Annotated in this window: 16 protein-coding genes; 9 read left to right on the top strand and 7 right to left on the bottom strand. The window is 73.5% G+C overall.

The window, feature by feature from the left end; genetic code table 11:
* Positions 1-95: 95 nt before the first annotated feature.
* A complete protein-coding gene (locus C3486_RS25245; RefSeq protein ID WP_103835061.1) occupies positions 96-806 on the bottom strand; it encodes an IclR family transcriptional regulator in 711 nt (236 codons plus the stop codon).
* Positions 807-957: 151 nt separating this feature from the next.
* Between C3486_RS25245 and C3486_RS25250 the strand changes: the two genes are divergently transcribed.
* The 4 genes from C3486_RS25250 to C3486_RS25265 all read left to right on the top strand — a co-directional run bounded on the left by C3486_RS25250 (position 958) and on the right by C3486_RS25265 (position 5,622).
* Positions 958-2,124, top strand: coding sequence for an acyl-CoA dehydrogenase family protein (locus C3486_RS25250; protein ID WP_103835062.1), 1,167 nt, complete (start codon positions 958-960; stop codon positions 2,122-2,124).
* A gap of 40 nt (positions 2,125-2,164) precedes the next feature.
* Positions 2,165-3,325, top strand: a complete 1,161-nt coding sequence (locus tag C3486_RS25255) for a CaiB/BaiF CoA-transferase family protein (RefSeq protein WP_103835063.1) — start codon at positions 2,165-2,167, stop codon at positions 3,323-3,325.
* Between the two features lie 156 nt (positions 3,326-3,481).
* On the top strand, positions 3,482-4,819 hold the full coding sequence (locus tag C3486_RS25260) for an amidohydrolase (protein WP_103835064.1): 1,338 nt from the start codon (positions 3,482-3,484) through the stop codon (positions 4,817-4,819).
* A gap of 47 nt (positions 4,820-4,866) precedes the next feature.
* Positions 4,867-5,622 (top strand): N-acetyltransferase, encoded by a 756-nt coding sequence (locus tag C3486_RS25265; protein WP_103835065.1) that lies wholly within the window; start codon positions 4,867-4,869, stop codon positions 5,620-5,622.
* On the opposite strand, the gene C3486_RS25270 is transcribed toward C3486_RS25265, so the two are convergent.
* Positions 5,580-5,978 (bottom strand): hypothetical protein, encoded by a 399-nt coding sequence (locus C3486_RS25270; protein ID WP_103835066.1) that lies wholly within the window; start codon positions 5,976-5,978, stop codon positions 5,580-5,582. The genes C3486_RS25265 and C3486_RS25270 overlap by 43 nt on opposite strands.
* Positions 5,979-6,131: 153 nt before the next feature.
* Between C3486_RS25270 and C3486_RS25275 the strand changes: the two genes are divergently transcribed.
* Both C3486_RS25275 and C3486_RS25280 read left to right on the top strand, forming a co-directional pair.
* Positions 6,132-7,880, top strand: a complete 1,749-nt coding sequence (locus C3486_RS25275) for an IlvD/Edd family dehydratase (RefSeq protein ID WP_103835067.1) — start codon at positions 6,132-6,134, stop codon at positions 7,878-7,880.
* A 97-nt stretch (positions 7,881-7,977) separates the two neighbouring features.
* Entirely contained in the window at positions 7,978-8,700 is a 723-nt protein-coding gene (locus C3486_RS25280) for a FadR/GntR family transcriptional regulator (protein ID WP_103835068.1), read from the top strand.
* 37 nt (positions 8,701-8,737) lie between these two features.
* On the opposite strand, the gene C3486_RS25285 is transcribed toward C3486_RS25280, so the two are convergent.
* From C3486_RS25285 to C3486_RS25300, 4 genes are all read right to left on the bottom strand, one after another.
* Positions 8,738-8,929, bottom strand: a complete 192-nt coding sequence (locus C3486_RS25285) for a hypothetical protein (protein WP_258052985.1) — start codon at positions 8,927-8,929, stop codon at positions 8,738-8,740.
* 50 nt (positions 8,930-8,979) lie between these two features.
* Positions 8,980-9,255, bottom strand: a complete 276-nt coding sequence (locus tag C3486_RS25290) for a hypothetical protein (RefSeq protein ID WP_103835070.1) — start codon at positions 9,253-9,255, stop codon at positions 8,980-8,982.
* Between the two features lie 168 nt (positions 9,256-9,423).
* Positions 9,424-9,843 carry a CBS domain-containing protein gene (locus C3486_RS25295; protein WP_103835071.1) on the bottom strand — a complete coding sequence of 140 codons (420 nt, stop codon included), beginning with the start codon at positions 9,841-9,843 and terminating at the stop codon, positions 9,424-9,426.
* Between the two features lie 233 nt (positions 9,844-10,076).
* Positions 10,077-10,484: a rodlin gene (locus C3486_RS25300; RefSeq protein ID WP_103835072.1), complete on the bottom strand. Its 408-nt coding sequence runs from the start codon at positions 10,482-10,484 to the stop codon at positions 10,077-10,079.
* Positions 10,485-10,981: 497 nt separating this feature from the next.
* Here C3486_RS25300 and C3486_RS25305 point away from each other — a divergent pair, with 497 nt between their 5' ends.
* The 3 genes from C3486_RS25305 to C3486_RS25315 all read left to right on the top strand — a co-directional run bounded on the left by C3486_RS25305 (position 10,982) and on the right by C3486_RS25315 (position 13,815).
* A complete protein-coding gene (locus C3486_RS25305) occupies positions 10,982-11,803 on the top strand; it encodes a putative protein N(5)-glutamine methyltransferase (protein WP_103835073.1) in 822 nt (273 codons plus the stop codon).
* Between the two features lie 23 nt (positions 11,804-11,826).
* Entirely contained in the window at positions 11,827-12,639 is an 813-nt protein-coding gene (locus tag C3486_RS25310; protein WP_103835074.1) for a maleylpyruvate isomerase N-terminal domain-containing protein, read from the top strand.
* A 114-nt stretch (positions 12,640-12,753) separates the two neighbouring features.
* On the top strand, positions 12,754-13,815 hold the full coding sequence (locus C3486_RS25315; RefSeq protein ID WP_103835075.1) for a glutathione S-transferase family protein: 1,062 nt from the start codon (positions 12,754-12,756) through the stop codon (positions 13,813-13,815).
* Positions 13,816-14,136: 321 nt separating this feature from the next.
* Here the strand turns inward: C3486_RS25315 and C3486_RS25320 are convergent, their stop codons facing one another.
* On the bottom strand, positions 14,137-15,789 hold the full coding sequence (locus tag C3486_RS25320; RefSeq protein WP_103835076.1) for an amidohydrolase: 1,653 nt from the start codon (positions 15,787-15,789) through the stop codon (positions 14,137-14,139).
* Positions 15,790-15,821: the final 32 nt, after the last annotated feature.

Genomic DNA, 15,821 nt, shown 5'->3' on the forward strand with positions numbered 1-15,821 from the left:
TGTGACTCTATGAGTTTTCACGACTGCGTGTCGCGAACTCGACCCCCAAACGGCCGGTACCCATCGGGCCTGGTGGCGGGCGGTGCGGGGGTGTATCAGGCCAGCCGCTGGGAGAGTTCGGCGGCGGTGGTGCGCACGGTGCGGGCGATCGCGTCGAGGTGCGGCGCGATACGCGCCGTCGGGCCCGCGACCGCCAGGCAGGCGACCAGCCGGCCGTGCTGGAAGACGCCCCCGGCGGCGGCGCTCACGTCGGGCAGCGTCTCGCCGCGGTTGTACGCCACGCCCTCGGCGGCGACCCGGGACAGCTCCTCGGCCACCTCGGCGCGCCGCCCGGCGTCCGGAAGGCGGTCGCGCAGATACGCGTCGCGGCGGGCGGGGGAGCGGTGCGCCAGGACGACCTTGCCGGTGCTGGTGGGGTACAGCGGGCGGCGGGTGCGCAGCGGCGCCGAGTACCGGATGACCTGACGGGACTCCACGACCTGGAGGTAGACGACCGTGTCGCCGACCGGCCCGGCCAGCATCACCGTCTCGTCGAACTCCTCGCGCAGCCGTTCCATCGCTGGCCGGGCCAGGTCGGCGAGGGCCGGCGGCGGTGCGGACAGCAGGGCCGCCACCGCGGGCCCGAGCGCGTACCCGCCGTCGTGCTCGACCAGGTAACCGCTCGCGACCAGCCCGCCGACCAGGCCGTGCACCGAGGACTTGGGCGCGTCCAGCACCTCGCAGAGGGCGTTGAGCCGCACGCCGCTGTGCGCTGCGGCGGTCTCCAGGATCGTCATCACGCGGGTGACCGTGCGGTGTTCCTTCATCGCGGCATTATCGCCCGCCGAGGGGCGCGTGGAGCCCGTCCGGCTCCCTTGACGGCCTCGGTCCACAGTCCTACGTTGTGCTCGCATACGAACCATCGTCCGTATATACGTACGCAATGAGGGGCCGTCAGGCCCGGAAGGTGCGTGCAGGATGGATTTCGACCTCACCGGAGCGCAGCGGGACATCCGCGACGGCGCCCGCGAACTCGCCCGTTCCTTCGACCCCGCCTACTGGGCGGACCACGACGAACGGGCCGCCTTTCCCTGGGAGTTCTACCGCGCGTTCGCCAAGGCCGGCTGGCTGGGCATCGCCGTACCGGAGGAGTACGGCGGCGGTGGCTGCGGCGTGCAGGAGGCCGCACTGCTCCTGGAGGAGGTCGCGGCCTCCGGCGCCGGGATGAACGGGTGCAGCACCATGCACCTCACCATCTTCGGCCTTAACGTCCTCGCCCGGCACGGCAGCGAAGCGCTCCGTCGCGAGGTGCTGCCCGCCGCCGCCTCCGGCGACCTGCACGTCTGCTTCGGCGTCACCGAACCGGACGCGGGCACGGACACCACCCGCATCACCACCTTCGCGCGCCGCGACGGCGACCACTACGTCATCGACGGCCGCAAGATCTGGATCACCAAGGCAGGCGACAGCCAGAAGATGGTGCTGCTCGCCCGCACCACCCCGCGCGACCGGGCCGCGAAGCCCACCGACGGTCTCTCCGTCTTCCTCGTCGACATCGACCGCACCGCCATGGACATCCGGCCCATCCCCAAGATGGGCCGCAACGCCGTCACCTCCCACGAGATCGCCATCGACGGGCTGCGGGTCCCGGACGCCTGCCGCATCGGCGACGAGGGTGCCGGCTTCCGGTACCTCCTCGACGGGCTGAACCCCGAACGCATCCTCCTCGCGCACGAAGCCCTCGGCCTCGGCCGCGCGGCGCTGGACGCCGCCACCCGGTACGCCAAGGAGCGCGTCGTCTTCGACCGGCCCATCGGCCGCAACCAGGGCATCGCCTTCCCCCTCGCCGAGGCGCTGACCCGGCTGGACGCCGCCCGGCTGATGGCCCGCAACGCCGCCTGGCGCTACGACCGGGGACTGAGCTGCGGCCGCGAGGCCAACATGGCCAAATGGCTGTGCGCGGACGCCGGTTTTCAGGCCGCCGACCGGGCCGTCCAGACCCTCGGCGGGATGGGGTACGCGAGGGAGTACCACGTCGAGCGGTACTTCCGGGAGGCGCGCCTGCTGCGGCTCGCGCCCGTCAGCCAGGAAATGGTCCTCAACTACGTCGCCGAACACGTCATGGGCCTGCCGCGCTCCTACTGACCCGACCCGCCGCGTCCCCCGTGACCCCCTGGAGGCATCCATGCGTCCGCTGGACGGCGCCACCGCGCCCCTGGCCGGCATCACCGTACTCAGCGTCGAACAGGCCGTGGCCGCACCGCTCGCCACCCGCCACCTCGCCGACCTCGGCGCCCGCGTCATCAAGATCGAGCGACCGGACGGCGGGGACTTCGCGCGGCATTACGACGCGGCCGTGCACGGCCAGGCAGCCCACTTCGTCTGGCTCAACCGCGGCAAGGAATCCGTCACCCTCGACCTGAAGACCGACGCCGGGCGGGACGCGCTCCTGCGCATCGCCGCACACACCGACGTCTTCGTCGAGAACCTCGCACCCGGCGCCGCGGCACGCCTCGGCTTCGACGCGGACACCTTGCGCGCCGGCCACCCCGAGCTGGTCGCCGTGTCGATGTCCGGATACGGCAGCAGCGGCCCGTACCGCGACAAACGCGCCTACGACCTGCTCGTCCAGGGCGAGACCGGCCTCGCCTCGGTCACCGGCACGCCCGGGGCGGCCGCCAAGACCGGCATCCCCGTCGCCGACATCGGCGCCGGCATGTACGCCTTCTCCGCCGTCCTCGCCGCACTGCTGCGCAGGGCACGCGGCGGGGGAGGGGCGCACGTCGAGGTCTCGATGTTCGACGCGATCACCGAATGGATGGGCCACCCGCTCTACACGACCAAGTACACCGGCACCCCGCCGCCCCGCTCCTCCCTCGGCCACGCCGCGATCGTCCCGTACGACGCGTACCCCACCGCCGACGGCCCCGACCTGCTCATCGGCGTACAGAACGACCGCCAGTGGCGGCGGCTGGCCACGGACGTACTGGGCCGTCCCGACCTCGCGGCACACCCCGACTACGCGACGAACATCGCCCGCTGCCGGAACCGCGCCACCGTCGACGCGACCGTGGGCGAGGTGACCGCGACGCTGCCGACGGCCGACCTCGTCGCCCGCCTGGACGCGGCCGGCATCTGCAACGCGGCGCTGCACACCGTCCATGGCCTCATCGCCCACCCCCAGCTCACGGCCCGCGACCGCTGGCGCACCGTCAGCACGCCCGCAGGGCCCGTCGATGCCGTCCTCCCGCCGATCACCTTCACCGACACGGAAGCCGCGATGGGCCCGGTCCCGGCCCTGGGGGAACACACGGAAGCGGTCCTGCGGGAATTCGGGGCAGCGTAGTCGGACGGGTGTTGTATACCGGCAGTCGCTTCGCCGACGTATCGGCACGCTGCCAACAGTCATTTCTTCGCTTCTCTGGCGCATCCCTTGTTGTCTTCCTGCCCCTTGGTATACAAAGTCGCTGCCCGCCCGAAGAGCGCTCGCCAAGGAGCCACCATGTGTGCTGCACCGCTGCCGTCCCCCTCGTCCCCCGGCGGAGTGTCCCGCCGTCATGTGATCGCCGGCGCGGCCGCCCTGGCGGGCACCGCCGCCGTCGCGTACCCCTCCGCACCCGCGTACGCGGCCGCCGGCGGGAAGCCCGGCGGCACACCCGGCGGGCCCGTCGTCTTCCGCAACGTGCGGCCCTTCGGGGCCGCCACTGCCGTGGACCTGACGGTCGTCAACGGCAGGATCACGGACCGCCCGGCCCCGGCCGGCGCCGAGGTCGTCGACGGCGGCGGCCGGATCGTGCTGCCCTCCCTGGTGAACGCGCACGTCCACCCCGACAAGACGACCTGGGGCGGGCCGTGGGTGTCCCGCAAGCCGGCGGACGGCATCGCGGACTACGCCGACCAGGACGCGGAACTGTTCCGCACCCAGCGCCGACCCGTCGGAGAGCGCGCCTACGGGCTGATGGCGCGCGCGGTCGCCACCGGCACTCGTGCGATGCGCGCGCACGCGGACGTCGCGCCGGAGTACGACCTGGCCTGCGCCGAAGGCGTGGCCGCTGCCAGAGACCGGCTGCAGCACGCCCTCGACGTGCAGATCGTGGCGTTCCCCCAGCACGGCGTCATCCGGAAGCCCGGCACCGCGAAGCTGCTGGAGGAAGCCGCCCGCGCGGGCCTGGTGGACATGATCGGCGGCATCGATCCGATCGGCTTCGACCACGCCCTCGACGAGCAGCTCGACCTCCTCTTCGGCATGGCCGACCGGCACGGAGTGGGCCTGGACATCCATCTGCACGACCGCGGTGAGGACGGGCTCGAGCCGCTGCGCGGCATCATCGACCGGACCCGCGCGCTGTCGCTGCGGGGCAGGGTGACGGTGAGTCATGTCTTCTGCCTGCCGGGCCTGAGCGACCGCGAGCTCGGAGCCGTCGCGGCCGACCTGGCCGAGCTGGACATCTCGCTGACGACGGTGGCGTACTCGGAGTCGACCGTGCTGCCGATCGCGCGGCTGCGCGAGTACGGCGTCGCGGTCGGCCTCGGCACCGACGGGGTGCGCGACGCGTGGAGCCCGTTCGGCAACGGGGACATGCTGGACCGCGCACACCAGCTGGGCCTGATCACCGACATCCGCCTCGACGAGGAGCTCAACGACTGCTACCGCGCCGCCACCGACGGCGGCTCCGACGTCATGCACCTGCCGCACGCGGACCTGCAGCCCGGCGCCCCGGCCGACTTCCTCCTCGTACGCGGCGAGTGCCTGCCCCAGATCGTCGTGGACACGCCGAAGCGGGACATGGTGGTGCACGGCGGGCGCGTGGTGGCCCGCGACGGTGAGCTGGTCCACTAGCGGAAAACCCGTGGTCGGAGCGGCGGGCGTGTGGAAAAGTCCGCGGCGTGACGGACACTGACGACATATGCATCACACCGGTCGCCGAGCGGCCCTCGCTGGCCGCCCGGCTCTACGAACTGGCCGACACCTGGCCCGCGTTCGTGGCACCCGAACCCGTGGCGAACGCGCTGCTGGGCCGGGTCATCGAGGACTTCCCCGAGTACTGCGTGGTGGCCACGGACGGCGACCGGGTCGTGGCACGGGGGCTCGCCGTGCCGTTCAGCGCGGCGCTCGACGGCCGGGAGGAGGCGCCGGACCAGGGGTGGGACCGGGTGCTGGTGTGGGCGTTCGACGACCGGCGGCACGGCCGCGCACCGACGGTCGCCAGCGCGCTGGAGATCACGGTGGACACCGGGTACCTCGGCCGTGGCCTGTCGTACCGCATGCTCGCCGCCCTGCGCGACGCGGCCGGCCGGCAGGGCCACGACGTGCTCATGGCCCCGGTCCGCCCGACGGCCAAACACCGGGAACCCCGCGTCCCCATGGCCGAGTACGTCCGCCGCCGGCGCCCCGACGGCCTGCCGGAAGACCCCTGGCTGCGCGTCCACGTCAAGGCCGGCGGCACCATCGAGAAGATCGCTCCCGCCTCGATGACGGTCAGCGGCTCCCTGGCCCAGTGGCGCCAGTGGACCGGCCTCCCCTTCGACCGCGACGGCGACATCGAGGTCCCCGGCGCCCTGACCCCGGTCCACTGCGACACCGCACACGACCACGCGGTCTACGTCGAGCCCAACGTATGGGTCCGGCACGCCGTGCGCTGACGGCGGCTCTCGCGAACCGCCGCACCGACGGCCATGGCGGCGCTGACCGCGGCACCGGCCGCGCAGACCGCGATCGCCGGATTGACGTAGGACGGCACGAGGTCGTAGTGGGCGTTGCAGGGCCGGGACATCGGGAACACGGACTCGCGGGAGAACTCCGGATCCCAGTCCTGCCCGTGCTGGTGGTGGCAGGTTTCCCCGATGTCCCAGGCGAACATCGCCCACCCGCCGCGCAGTGCGAAGCCCAGCGCGAGGACGAAGAGGACGGCCGAGGCGACCGTCCAGTTCCGGGCCGTGCGGCGCGTGCCGTCGGGCGGGCGCCGTGACGGCCGGCCGAATAAGGGCATGGCGGTCATGATGCCAGTCCGCGGCCGGGGCCGGATACGGAGCGGTGCACGGGTCTGGACGTGGGCGGGATCTATCGTGCTTTGATAGCACCATTGAGCCTCAAGGCAGGGGCGGGCACGGCTCGGCCGCGGACGCCCCCTCGTGCGTCGGAAGGACTTCACATGACCGTGAACGACCGGCAGCCCGCCGGTGACGCCGCACCGCTCCGCTCCCGCGCCTGGTTCGGCGACGGCGGCAAGAACGGCTTCATCACCCGGCACGCGCTGCGCGGCATGGGCCGCGGGGGGCACAACTTCGACGGCCGGCCGGTCATCGGCATCTGCAACACCTACTCCGAACTCACCCCCTGCAACGGGCACTTGCAGCTCATCGCGGAGGCCGTCAAGCGCGGCGTGCTCCAGGCCGGCGGCTTCCCGCTGGAGTTCCCCGCCATGTCGCTCGGCGAGCCCATCATGCGGCCCACGACCATGCTCTACCGCAACCTCGCCGCCATGGAGATCGAGGAGCAGATCCGCGCCAACCCGCTGGACGCCGTCGTCCTCCTCACCGGCTGCGACAAGACCACCCCCGCGGCGCTCATGGGCGCCGCGAGCGCGGGCGTCCCCGCGATCGTCTTCACCGGCGGCCCCATGCTCAACGGCCGCTTCCGGGGCCGCGACGTCGGCTCCGGCACGGACGTGTGGCGGATGACCGAGGAGCTGCGCGCGGGCACCATCACGCAGGAGGAGTTCACCGAGTTCGAGAGCTCGCTGAACCGCAGCGCGGGCCACTGCATGACGATGGGCACCGCCTCCACCATGGCCTGCCTCACCGAAGCGCTCGGCATGATGGTCCCCGGCGGCTCCGGGCTGCCCGCCGTCGACTCGCGCCGCGGCACCCTCGCCGAGGAGACCGGTATCCGCGCCGTCGAGCTGGCCGGCAGCGACCTCACCCCGCAGCGCATCATGACCCGCGCCGCCTTCGAGAACGCCATCCGCGTCAACGCGGCCATCGGCGGCTCCACCAACGCCGTGCTGCACCTCCTCGCGCTCGCGGGCCGCCTCGACGTACCCCTCGCACTGGACGACTTCGACCGGCTGGGCGCCGAACTCCCGCTGCTCGTCGACCTGATGCCGTCCGGCCGCTTCCTGATGGAGGAGTTCGCGTACGCGGGCGGGCTCCCGGCCCTCATCAACGACCTCCGCGACCACCTGCACCGCGACACGGTCACCGTCACCGGGCGCAGCCTGCTCGACAACTGCGAGGGCGCCGAGGTGTACGACCGCGAGGTCATCCGCCCGCTCGACCGGCCCGTGCAGCCCGCCGGCAGCGGCACGGCCGTACTGCGCGGCAACCTCGCGCCCGGCGGCGCCGTCATCAAGCAGTCCGCCGCCGACCCCAAGCTGCTCAGCCACACCGGGCCCGCGCTGGTCTTCGACTCCCTGGAGGACTACCTCGCCGTCGCCGAGGACCCCGACCTCGACGTCACCGCCGACACCGTGCTCGTCGTCCGCAACAACGGCCCGAAGGGTTACCCCGGCATGCCCGAGGTCGGCAACGTGCAGCTGCCCAAGAAGCTCCTCGACGCGGGCGTCCGCGACATGGTCCGGATCTCCGACGCCCGGATGTCCGGCACCGCGTACGGCACGTGCGTGCTGCACGTCGCGCCCGAGGCGGCCGTCGGCGGCCCGCTCGCCCTCGTCCGCACCGGCGACCCCGTACGCCTCGACGTCCCCGCGCGCCGGCTCGACGTCCTGGTCGAGGACGCCGAGCTGGAGCGCCGCAAGGCCGCCTGGCAACCGCCCCGCCCGCACGCGGACCGCGGCTGGACCTACCTGTACGACCGCCACGTCACCCAGGCCGACACCGGCGTCGACCTGGACTTCCTGCGCGGCGCCAGCGACTCGACGCCGCCCCGCCGGGCGTTCTGACCCCGGCCCGCCGGAGGCCGGTGGAGGTGTGACAATCGGGCGGAGCGGCCGCGGCCCGGCCGCCCCGCACCGGTACACGAGAAAAACGGGGAGCGGCGTGGAACTTCAGGGCCTGCACGGGCAGGTGGTCGACCGCATCGGCCGGTCGCTCGCCGCGGAAGAGATCCGCGCGGGCCAGGTCCTGCGCCTGGAGGACGTACAGGAGCGGTACGGCGTCTCGCGCACGGTGGCGCGCGAGGCGGTCCGCGTCCTGGAGTCCAAGCGGGTGGTCACCAGCCGCCCCCGCGTCGGCATCACCGTACGCCCGCTCGCCGAGTGGAACCTCTACGACCCGCAGATCATCCGCTGGCGGCTGGCCTCGCCCGCGCGCGAGGCCCAGCTGCGCGAACTGGCCGAACTGCGGGCCGCCGTCGAACCGTCGGCCGCGGCGCTGGCCGCCTCCGGCGCGGCACCAGAAGCCCGCGCCGCGCTGGCCGGGCACGCCCGCGCCATGGCGGACGCCGCCCGGGCCGGTGACCGCGGGGCGTTCGTCGCGGCCGACGCGGCCTTCCACCGCGCCCTGCTGACCGCCTCCGGCAACGGCATGTTCGCGCAGCTCGCCGAGGTGACGGAGGAACTGCTGGTGGCCCGCAGGGAACTGGCCCTGATGCCGCCCGACCTCGACATGGCCGCCGTCGACCGGCACCGGGAGGTCGCCGAAGCGGTGGCCGAGGGCCGCCCCGCCGACGCCGCGCAGGCCGTCGTCCGCATCGTCGACGCCGCCCACGACGAGGTCGAGCGGCTGCTGCACGGCGGGGGCCCGTGCGCGTACCGGCGGTGAACCGGACGGAGACCGGCCCGGAAAGGGTGAACCGGGCTCAGAAGTAGACGATGCGCACGACCGTGACCGTCAGCACGCTCTCGCTCACGTAGTAGCGGATCACCACTCCCGCGACGGTCGCCTCCCGCCGCTCGCGGTCCTTGTCGATCGCCGCCGAGCCGTGCCCGTACGGATCGTCGGCGAGCCGCCGCATCCCGGCGTCGAACCGGGTGCGTAACGCGGTTTCCATGGCGTCGCGGGCCTGGTCGGCCGGCGGTGCGTACTGCAGGCGACGGCGGCTCACGCCACCTCCGGCCGGTCGTCTTCGGCCGGCACGGCACCGATGTCCTCGCCCCGCTCCAGGCGCTCGAACAGCTCCTGGTCCTCCCGGTCGGCGCCGGTGCCGCCCATGGCCCAGCGGGCCAGCCGGGCGGGCAGCTCGGCCGCCGGCACATGCGGGATCTCACGGTCGAACGCCCGGGCCTGGTCCTCGTCGAGGACGGCCCGGATGCCGGCGATGGTGCCGGGCAGCTCGACCAGCTCGCCGCCGATCACCGTCTTCAGCGTCGCTTCCACGGCCCACCTCCTCGCGCGGCTGCCACGCGCCGGTGACCACCGTACGCCCATCGGCCCCCGCCGTGTCCCGGGTACCGCGAAGACCGCGGGTACCGGTTACGGGGCTGACATGGCGGTGGGCCCGCGGTGCGGACCCACTCGGAGGACGGTGCATGCGCACGGTGCCGGTCAGCGCTGTGCGGTGATGCTCTCGGTCCAGTCGGCCATCTGATCGTCGGTGAGGTGACCGGCCAGATCGGCCTCGCTGATCATGCCGACCAGCCGCTTGTTCTGGATCACGGGGAGGCGGCGGATCTGGTGTCCCCGCATCTCCTCCAGCACCTCGCTGACGTCGGCGTCCACGTCGATCCAGCGGGGTGTGCCCTTGGCCATCTCACCCGCGGTGACCTGGGCCGGATCGTGGCCCATGGCCACGCAGCCGACCACGATGTCGCGGTCGGTGAGGATGCCGCACAGCCGTTCGTCGGCGTCGCTGATCGGCAGGGCGCCCACGTCGAGCTCCCGCATCAGCTGGGCGGCGCGGTCCAGGGTGACGTCCTCGGCGATCCACTGAGCGCCGGGGTGCATGATGTCTCCGGCAGTGGTCATGAAGTACCTCCCGTGCCGGACGGCCGGCGCGACGCCGGGCGCGCCGCAGGTCCCGGCCCTTCCATTCTGGTCACCGGTCACCGCCCCCGCATGTCCGCACGGCACGCCGCGGAAGGCCGCTCACCGGCGGTGAACCGGCTGCTCACCCGCGGTGAAGAGCCCGGAACGCCCCGCGGGGCACCGCCGTCGCCGTGACGGTGGTGCCCCGCGGAGGAGTGCAGTCGGTACGCGGCTCAGCTGCCGTTGCCGGTGCCGTTCTCCGAGAGGATCGGAATGTCGTCGACGATGTGCGACAGCGAGTCGTCGCCCTTGTTCTGCGTCGAGTTCTCGGCGCACTGCTGGTTCTGCGGGTTGGCGAGCACGTTGACGTCCTGGACGGTGATCGGGATCAGGCCGATCAGCGAGCCCACGTTGACCTTCGCCGGCACGCCGAGGCACAGGTCGTTGAGCGAGTTCTGCACCAGGCCGGCCTGAGGGCTCAGGCTGCCGGCCGTGGCCGAGTTCCCGTACGACGTCGACGCACCGTTGCCGCTCGCGTTGGTGGCGTCGGAGTCGTCGCCGGCGGCAGCGGCGCTGCCGGCACCGGCAGCGAGACCGGCGGTGGCGAGGGTGAGGGCGGCCAGGGTGGCACGGATGCGCATTTCTCTCCTATTTGACAACAAAGGAAGGGAGGAAGGCCCCAGTACACCGCCCGGCGTGTGCTGTCCTGTCCTATTCACCCGTTCATCGGCGTGTCTGTATTCGTACCCCTCTTGGTATGGCGAGGGGGACGCGTGGGCAGTGGTGACAATGTGTCTCACAGTGTCGGCCGACACCGAGACCGGGCCGGCGGGCCGACGTGCCACCACGCCACCCAGACCCCGTGACAGGTGCTCGCGCGGTCCGCCGGTCAGCCCCAGGAGACGGCCGCAGGCTCGCCCGCAACGGCCGGAATCCGCCGTACGGGCGGCCGCGCATCAGGTACTCTTGCCGGCACCAGTGATCATGCTGGACCGCGAACGAGGAGGTGAGACCCATTACCGCTGTACGAGGACGGGTCCTCCCTGCTCGCATCCGCGCGGTCCACGCGGCGCCTTCGCCGTAGCGACCGGCAGCAGGGAGCCCGCCCGGCGTCCGCCAGGCACCCGAAAGGCTTCCCATGTCGCATCTCGCTTCTCCCCGCATCACCACCCTCCGTTCCGCGGCCGTCAGCCGCCTCCGCGCGACCGGCTCGGTCTTCGCCGAGGACGAGGCGGACCTGCTGCTCTCCCACGCGGCCACCCCGGCCGACCTCGAAGCGCTCGTCGAGCGGCGTGCCGCCGGACTGCCGCTGGAACAGGTGCTCGGCTGGGCGGAGTTCAGCGGGCTCCGGGTGGCCGTGGCCCCCGGCGTCTTCGTGCCCCGCCGCCGTACCGAATTCCTCGCCGGGCAGGCCGCGGCGCTGGTCACCGCAGCCTCCGCCGGCGCCGCCCGGCCGGTCGTGGTGGACCTCTGCTGCGGCTCCGGCGCGGTGGGCGCCGCACTGGCCGCCGCCGCGCCGGACCCCGGCATCGAGCTGCACGCGGCGGACATCGACCCGGCAGCGGTCCGCTGCGCCCGCCGCAACATCCCCCGCACCGTGGGCGAGGTGCACGAGGGCGACCTGTACGACGCGCTGCCCGTCTCGGTACGCGGCCGGATCGCCGTCCTCGTCGCCAACGTGCCCTACGTGCCCACCGACGAGGTCGGCCTGCTGCCGCCGGAGGCCCGCGACCACGAGCCGCTGGCCGCGCTGGACGGCGGGGCCGACGGGCTGGACATACTGCGCCGGGTGACGGCCGCGGCCCCGCGGTGGCTGGCGCCCGGCGGTCACCTCCTCGTCGAGACGAGCGCACGCCAGGCGGCGCCGGCCGCCGAGGCCTTCCGCCGCGGTGGCCTGATCCCGCGCGTGGTGACCTCGGAGGAGCAGTACGCGACCGTCATTATTGGCGCGACCGGCTGAACGGCGCCGAGTACGTTGGCGGCATGACGCTCCCGAAGTCCGCCCTGAGCCACGACCGGCTGTGCGAGGAAATCCTCATCCAGACACGGCAGTTGCGGGACCTCGCCCGCGGTGCCGACCTGGGGCTGCGGGTGCCCTCCTGCCCGGACTGGAACCTCGCCCAGCTGCTGCGGCACGTGGGCAACGCCCACCGCTGGGCCGAAACGATCGTGCGGACCAGGGCGACCGAGCCGGTCCCTGAGGACGTCAACGACGTGGCCGGGTACGCCGCGGCGGACCCGGCCGAGCTGGACGCATGGGTCGCCGAGGGCGCGGCACTGCTGGCCGGTGCGCTGCGGGAGGCCGGGCCCGACGCCGTGGTGTGGACCGTCGTCGACGACGAGGACGAGGTGTCACCGACGTTCTGGGCCCGGCGGATGGCGTACGAGACGGCCGTCCACCGGGCGGACGCGGCGCTGGCCGTCGGCGCCGCGTACACCCTGGCGGAGGACGTCGCGCGCGACGCCGTGGACGAGTGGATGACGTACGCGGCGCTCCCCGAGGCGTACGAGGACCGGCCGGACCTGCCCGGCCTGCTGGGGCCCGGCCGCACCCTCCGCTTCCGGGCCACGGACACGGACGAGGAGTGGGGTGTCGATCTGACGGGGGCGGCACCGGCCTGGCACCGCGGCCCCGCCGGCGAGGGAGCCGGCGCGGCCGTCACCGTGCGGGCACCCCTCACCGACCTGTTGCTGCTGCTCTACCGGCGGCCCGCCCGCGGCGACGCCCCGCGCGTCGACGGCGACACGGCCCTGCTGGACCTGTGGCTGCGCCGCGCGGGCTTCTGGCTCCAGTAGGACGCGCCCCGGCCGCCCTGCCCCGGGCGGCTGACGTGCGGTGAGAATCGGATCATGGCGGGAACCCTCCACCAGAGACCCGGCCATCCGCACACGGGAGGAGGACGGACGGTCATGACCACGCACCGCTCCGCCGACACCAGCACAGCCAGCGACGACGGGAGCGCCCCCGAGGGCAACACCGAGTACGGCAGGAAGTCCTTCAAGCGGTCCCGGAGCCACTTCGCCGACCGCATCACCGCCGACGGCCGGGACGGCTGGCCCGTCGAGGCCGGCCGCTACCGCCTGGTCGTCAGCCGCGCCTGCCCCTGGGCCAGCCGCGCGCTGGTCTCCCGGCGGCTGCTCGGCCTGGAGGACGCGCTGTCGCTGGCCGTCGCCGACCCGATCCAGGACGACCGCAGCTGGCGCTTCACCCTGGACCCGGACGGCCGCGACCCGGTCCTCGGCATCCACTACCTCAGCGAGGCGTACGACGCGCGGGAGACCGGCTACCCCGGCGGCGTCAGCGTGCCCGCCGTCGTGGACGTGCCCAGCGGCAAGCTCGTCACCAACGACTACCAGCAGATCACCCTGGACCTCGCGACCGAGTGGACCGCGCTGCACCGGCCCGGCGCGCCCGACCTCTACCCGGAGCCGCTGCGCGCCGAGATCGACGAGGTCATGGACGGCGTCTACCGAGACGTCAACAACGGCGTGTACCGCGCCGGGTTCGCGACCGGGCAGAAGGAGTACGAGGAGGCGTACGAGGACGTCTTCCGCCGCCTGGAGTACCTGTCCCGGCGGCTGTCGGACCGCCGGTACCTGGTCGGGGACACCATCACCGAGGCGGACATCCGGCTCTTCACCACTCTGGTGCGGTTCGACGCCGTCTACCACGGCCACTTCAAGTGCAACCGGTACAAGATCGCCGAGGACCCGGTGCTCTGGGCCTACGTACGGGACCTCTACCAGACGCCAGGATTCGGCGACACGGTCGACTTCGACCACATCAAGCGGCACTACTACCAGGTGCACACCGGCATCAACCCGACCCGGATCGTGCCGCGCGGCCCCGACCTCGCCGCCTGGCTGACCCCGCACCACCGCGAACAGCTCGGCGGCCGGCCGTTCGGCGACGGCACCCCGCCGGGCCCGGTGCCGCCCGGCGAGGAGGTCCCGCCCGCCGGACGCCCCTGAGCCACGGGCCCCGGGTGCCGCGGCCGGCTCACGCGTGGGTGCCGGCGCACCCGGGTCCGGGCCGGCCGGGAACGGGCGCGGGATCGACGCCGGCCAGGTCCCGGCTCGCGTCCCACCCAGGGCGGGGTGGCGGGTGTGGACGACATGGTGACGGACTCCCTTGCTGGTGGCGGCGGCTGCGTGCGGGGCAGCCCGGCACCCACGGTCCCAGCGGCCACCGACACCTCGCCGACCGGTCACCGACAGCCCCGCCGCACGGCCGACAGCGCACCGGCACGGTGCCGGCCGCCCGTTGTCTGGACGCTCTTCCGCCGGAGGGGCTCAGGCGTCGTCGGCGGCGTGCACGCGGACGCCGCCGACGTACGTCTGCAGCACCCGGGTGGCCGCGATGTCCGCCGGGTCCTCGAAGGGGTCGCGGTCGAGGACGGCCAGGTCGGCGAGGTTGCCGGCCCGGATCGTGCCGGTGTCGTCGAGGTGGTTCACGTACGCGCTGCCCGCGGTGTAGGCCGCGAGCGCGGCGCCCAGGTCGAGGCGCTGCTCGGGCAGGAAGGCGGGGGTGCCGGGACCGGCCTCCGGCTGGCGGCGGTGGACGGCGGTGTGCAGCGCGGCCATCGGGTCGGGGCTGCTGACCGGCCAGTCGCTGCCGGCGGCGAGCGTGGCGCCGGAGCGGAGCAGATCGCCGAACGGGTACTGCAGCGCGGCCCGCTCGGCGCCCAGGAACGGGATGGTGAGGTCGTCCATCTGCGGCTCGTGCGCGGCCCAGAGCGCCTGGATGTTGGCCGTGGCGCCGAGCCGGCGGAAGCGGGGTACGTCGTCGGGGTGGACGATCTGCAGGTGCGCGAGGTGCGGCCGGTTGTCCGTCCAGCCGTTGGCGGCCCGCGCCGCCGCGACCGCGTCCAGCGCCTCCCGCACCGCCCGGTCGCCGAGCGCGTGGAAGTGCACCTGGAAGCCGTGCGCGTCCAGCTCCGTGACGTACCGCCGCAGCGCTTCCGGCTCGATGAAGGAGATGCCGCTGTTGTCGGAGGCGCAGCCGCATGCGGTGAGGTAGGGGTGGAGGAGCGCCGCGGTGTGGTTCTCGGCGATGCCGTCCTGCATGATCTTCACGGTCGCGGCGCGCAGCCGGCCGGCCGTCAACTCCTCGCTCCGGGCGAGAAGTTCGGGAAGCTGCTCGGTGCCGCGTGCCCGGTCCCACCACAGCGAGCCGGTGACCCGGGCGGTCAGCCGGCCGGCCGCGACGGCGGCCGCGTAGGCGGGTGCCGGGTCGGCCATCCCGGCGTGGTTGCCGAGCAGGGCGTCCTGCCAGGCGGTGATGCCGTACGCGTGGAGCAACCGCTGTGCCCGCAGCAGCCCTTCGGTGAGCGTGGCGAGGGACGGTTCGGGGACGACGGCGGCGACCAGGGTCATGGCGCCTTCCTGGAGCATCCCGGTCGGGTGCCCGTCGGCCTCCCGCTCCAGCCGCCCGTCCGCCGGGTCCGGGGTACGGGCGTCGAGCCCGGCGCGTGCGAGCGCGCGGGTGTTGGCCCAGCCGCCGTGGTGGTCGCGGTTGACCAGGTACACCGGACGGTCGGGCACCAGCGCGTCGAGGAACTGGCGGGTGGGCGTGCCGCCGGGGAACGCCTCCATGGACCAGCCGCCGCCGGTGATCCACTCGGCGTCGGGGTGCGCGTCGGCGTACGCGCGGATGCGGCGCCGGTAGTCCTCGGCCGTGACCGCGCCGCTCAGATCGCACTGGCCCAGCTCGACGCCGCCGCCCACCGGGTGGACGTGCGCGTCCTGGAAGCCGGGTACGAGCAGCCGGCCCCGCAGATCCACCACTTCGGTGCGCGGGCCGATCAGCTCGCGCACCTCGTCGTGGCCGACGGCGATGATGCGTGCGCCGCGCACGGCGACGGTGGTGGCGCGGCTGCGCGCCGGGTCGACGGTGTGCACGGGGCCGCCGGTGAAGACGAGGTCGGCGGGGTGCGAATGCGGCATGACCGGGCTCCTGGGTCGGTGGGTAACGGGGG

The sequence above is a fragment of the Streptomyces sp. Ru73 genome, assembly GCF_002920575.1.
In the GTDB taxonomy this organism is placed as follows: domain Bacteria; phylum Actinomycetota; class Actinomycetes; order Streptomycetales; family Streptomycetaceae; genus Streptomyces.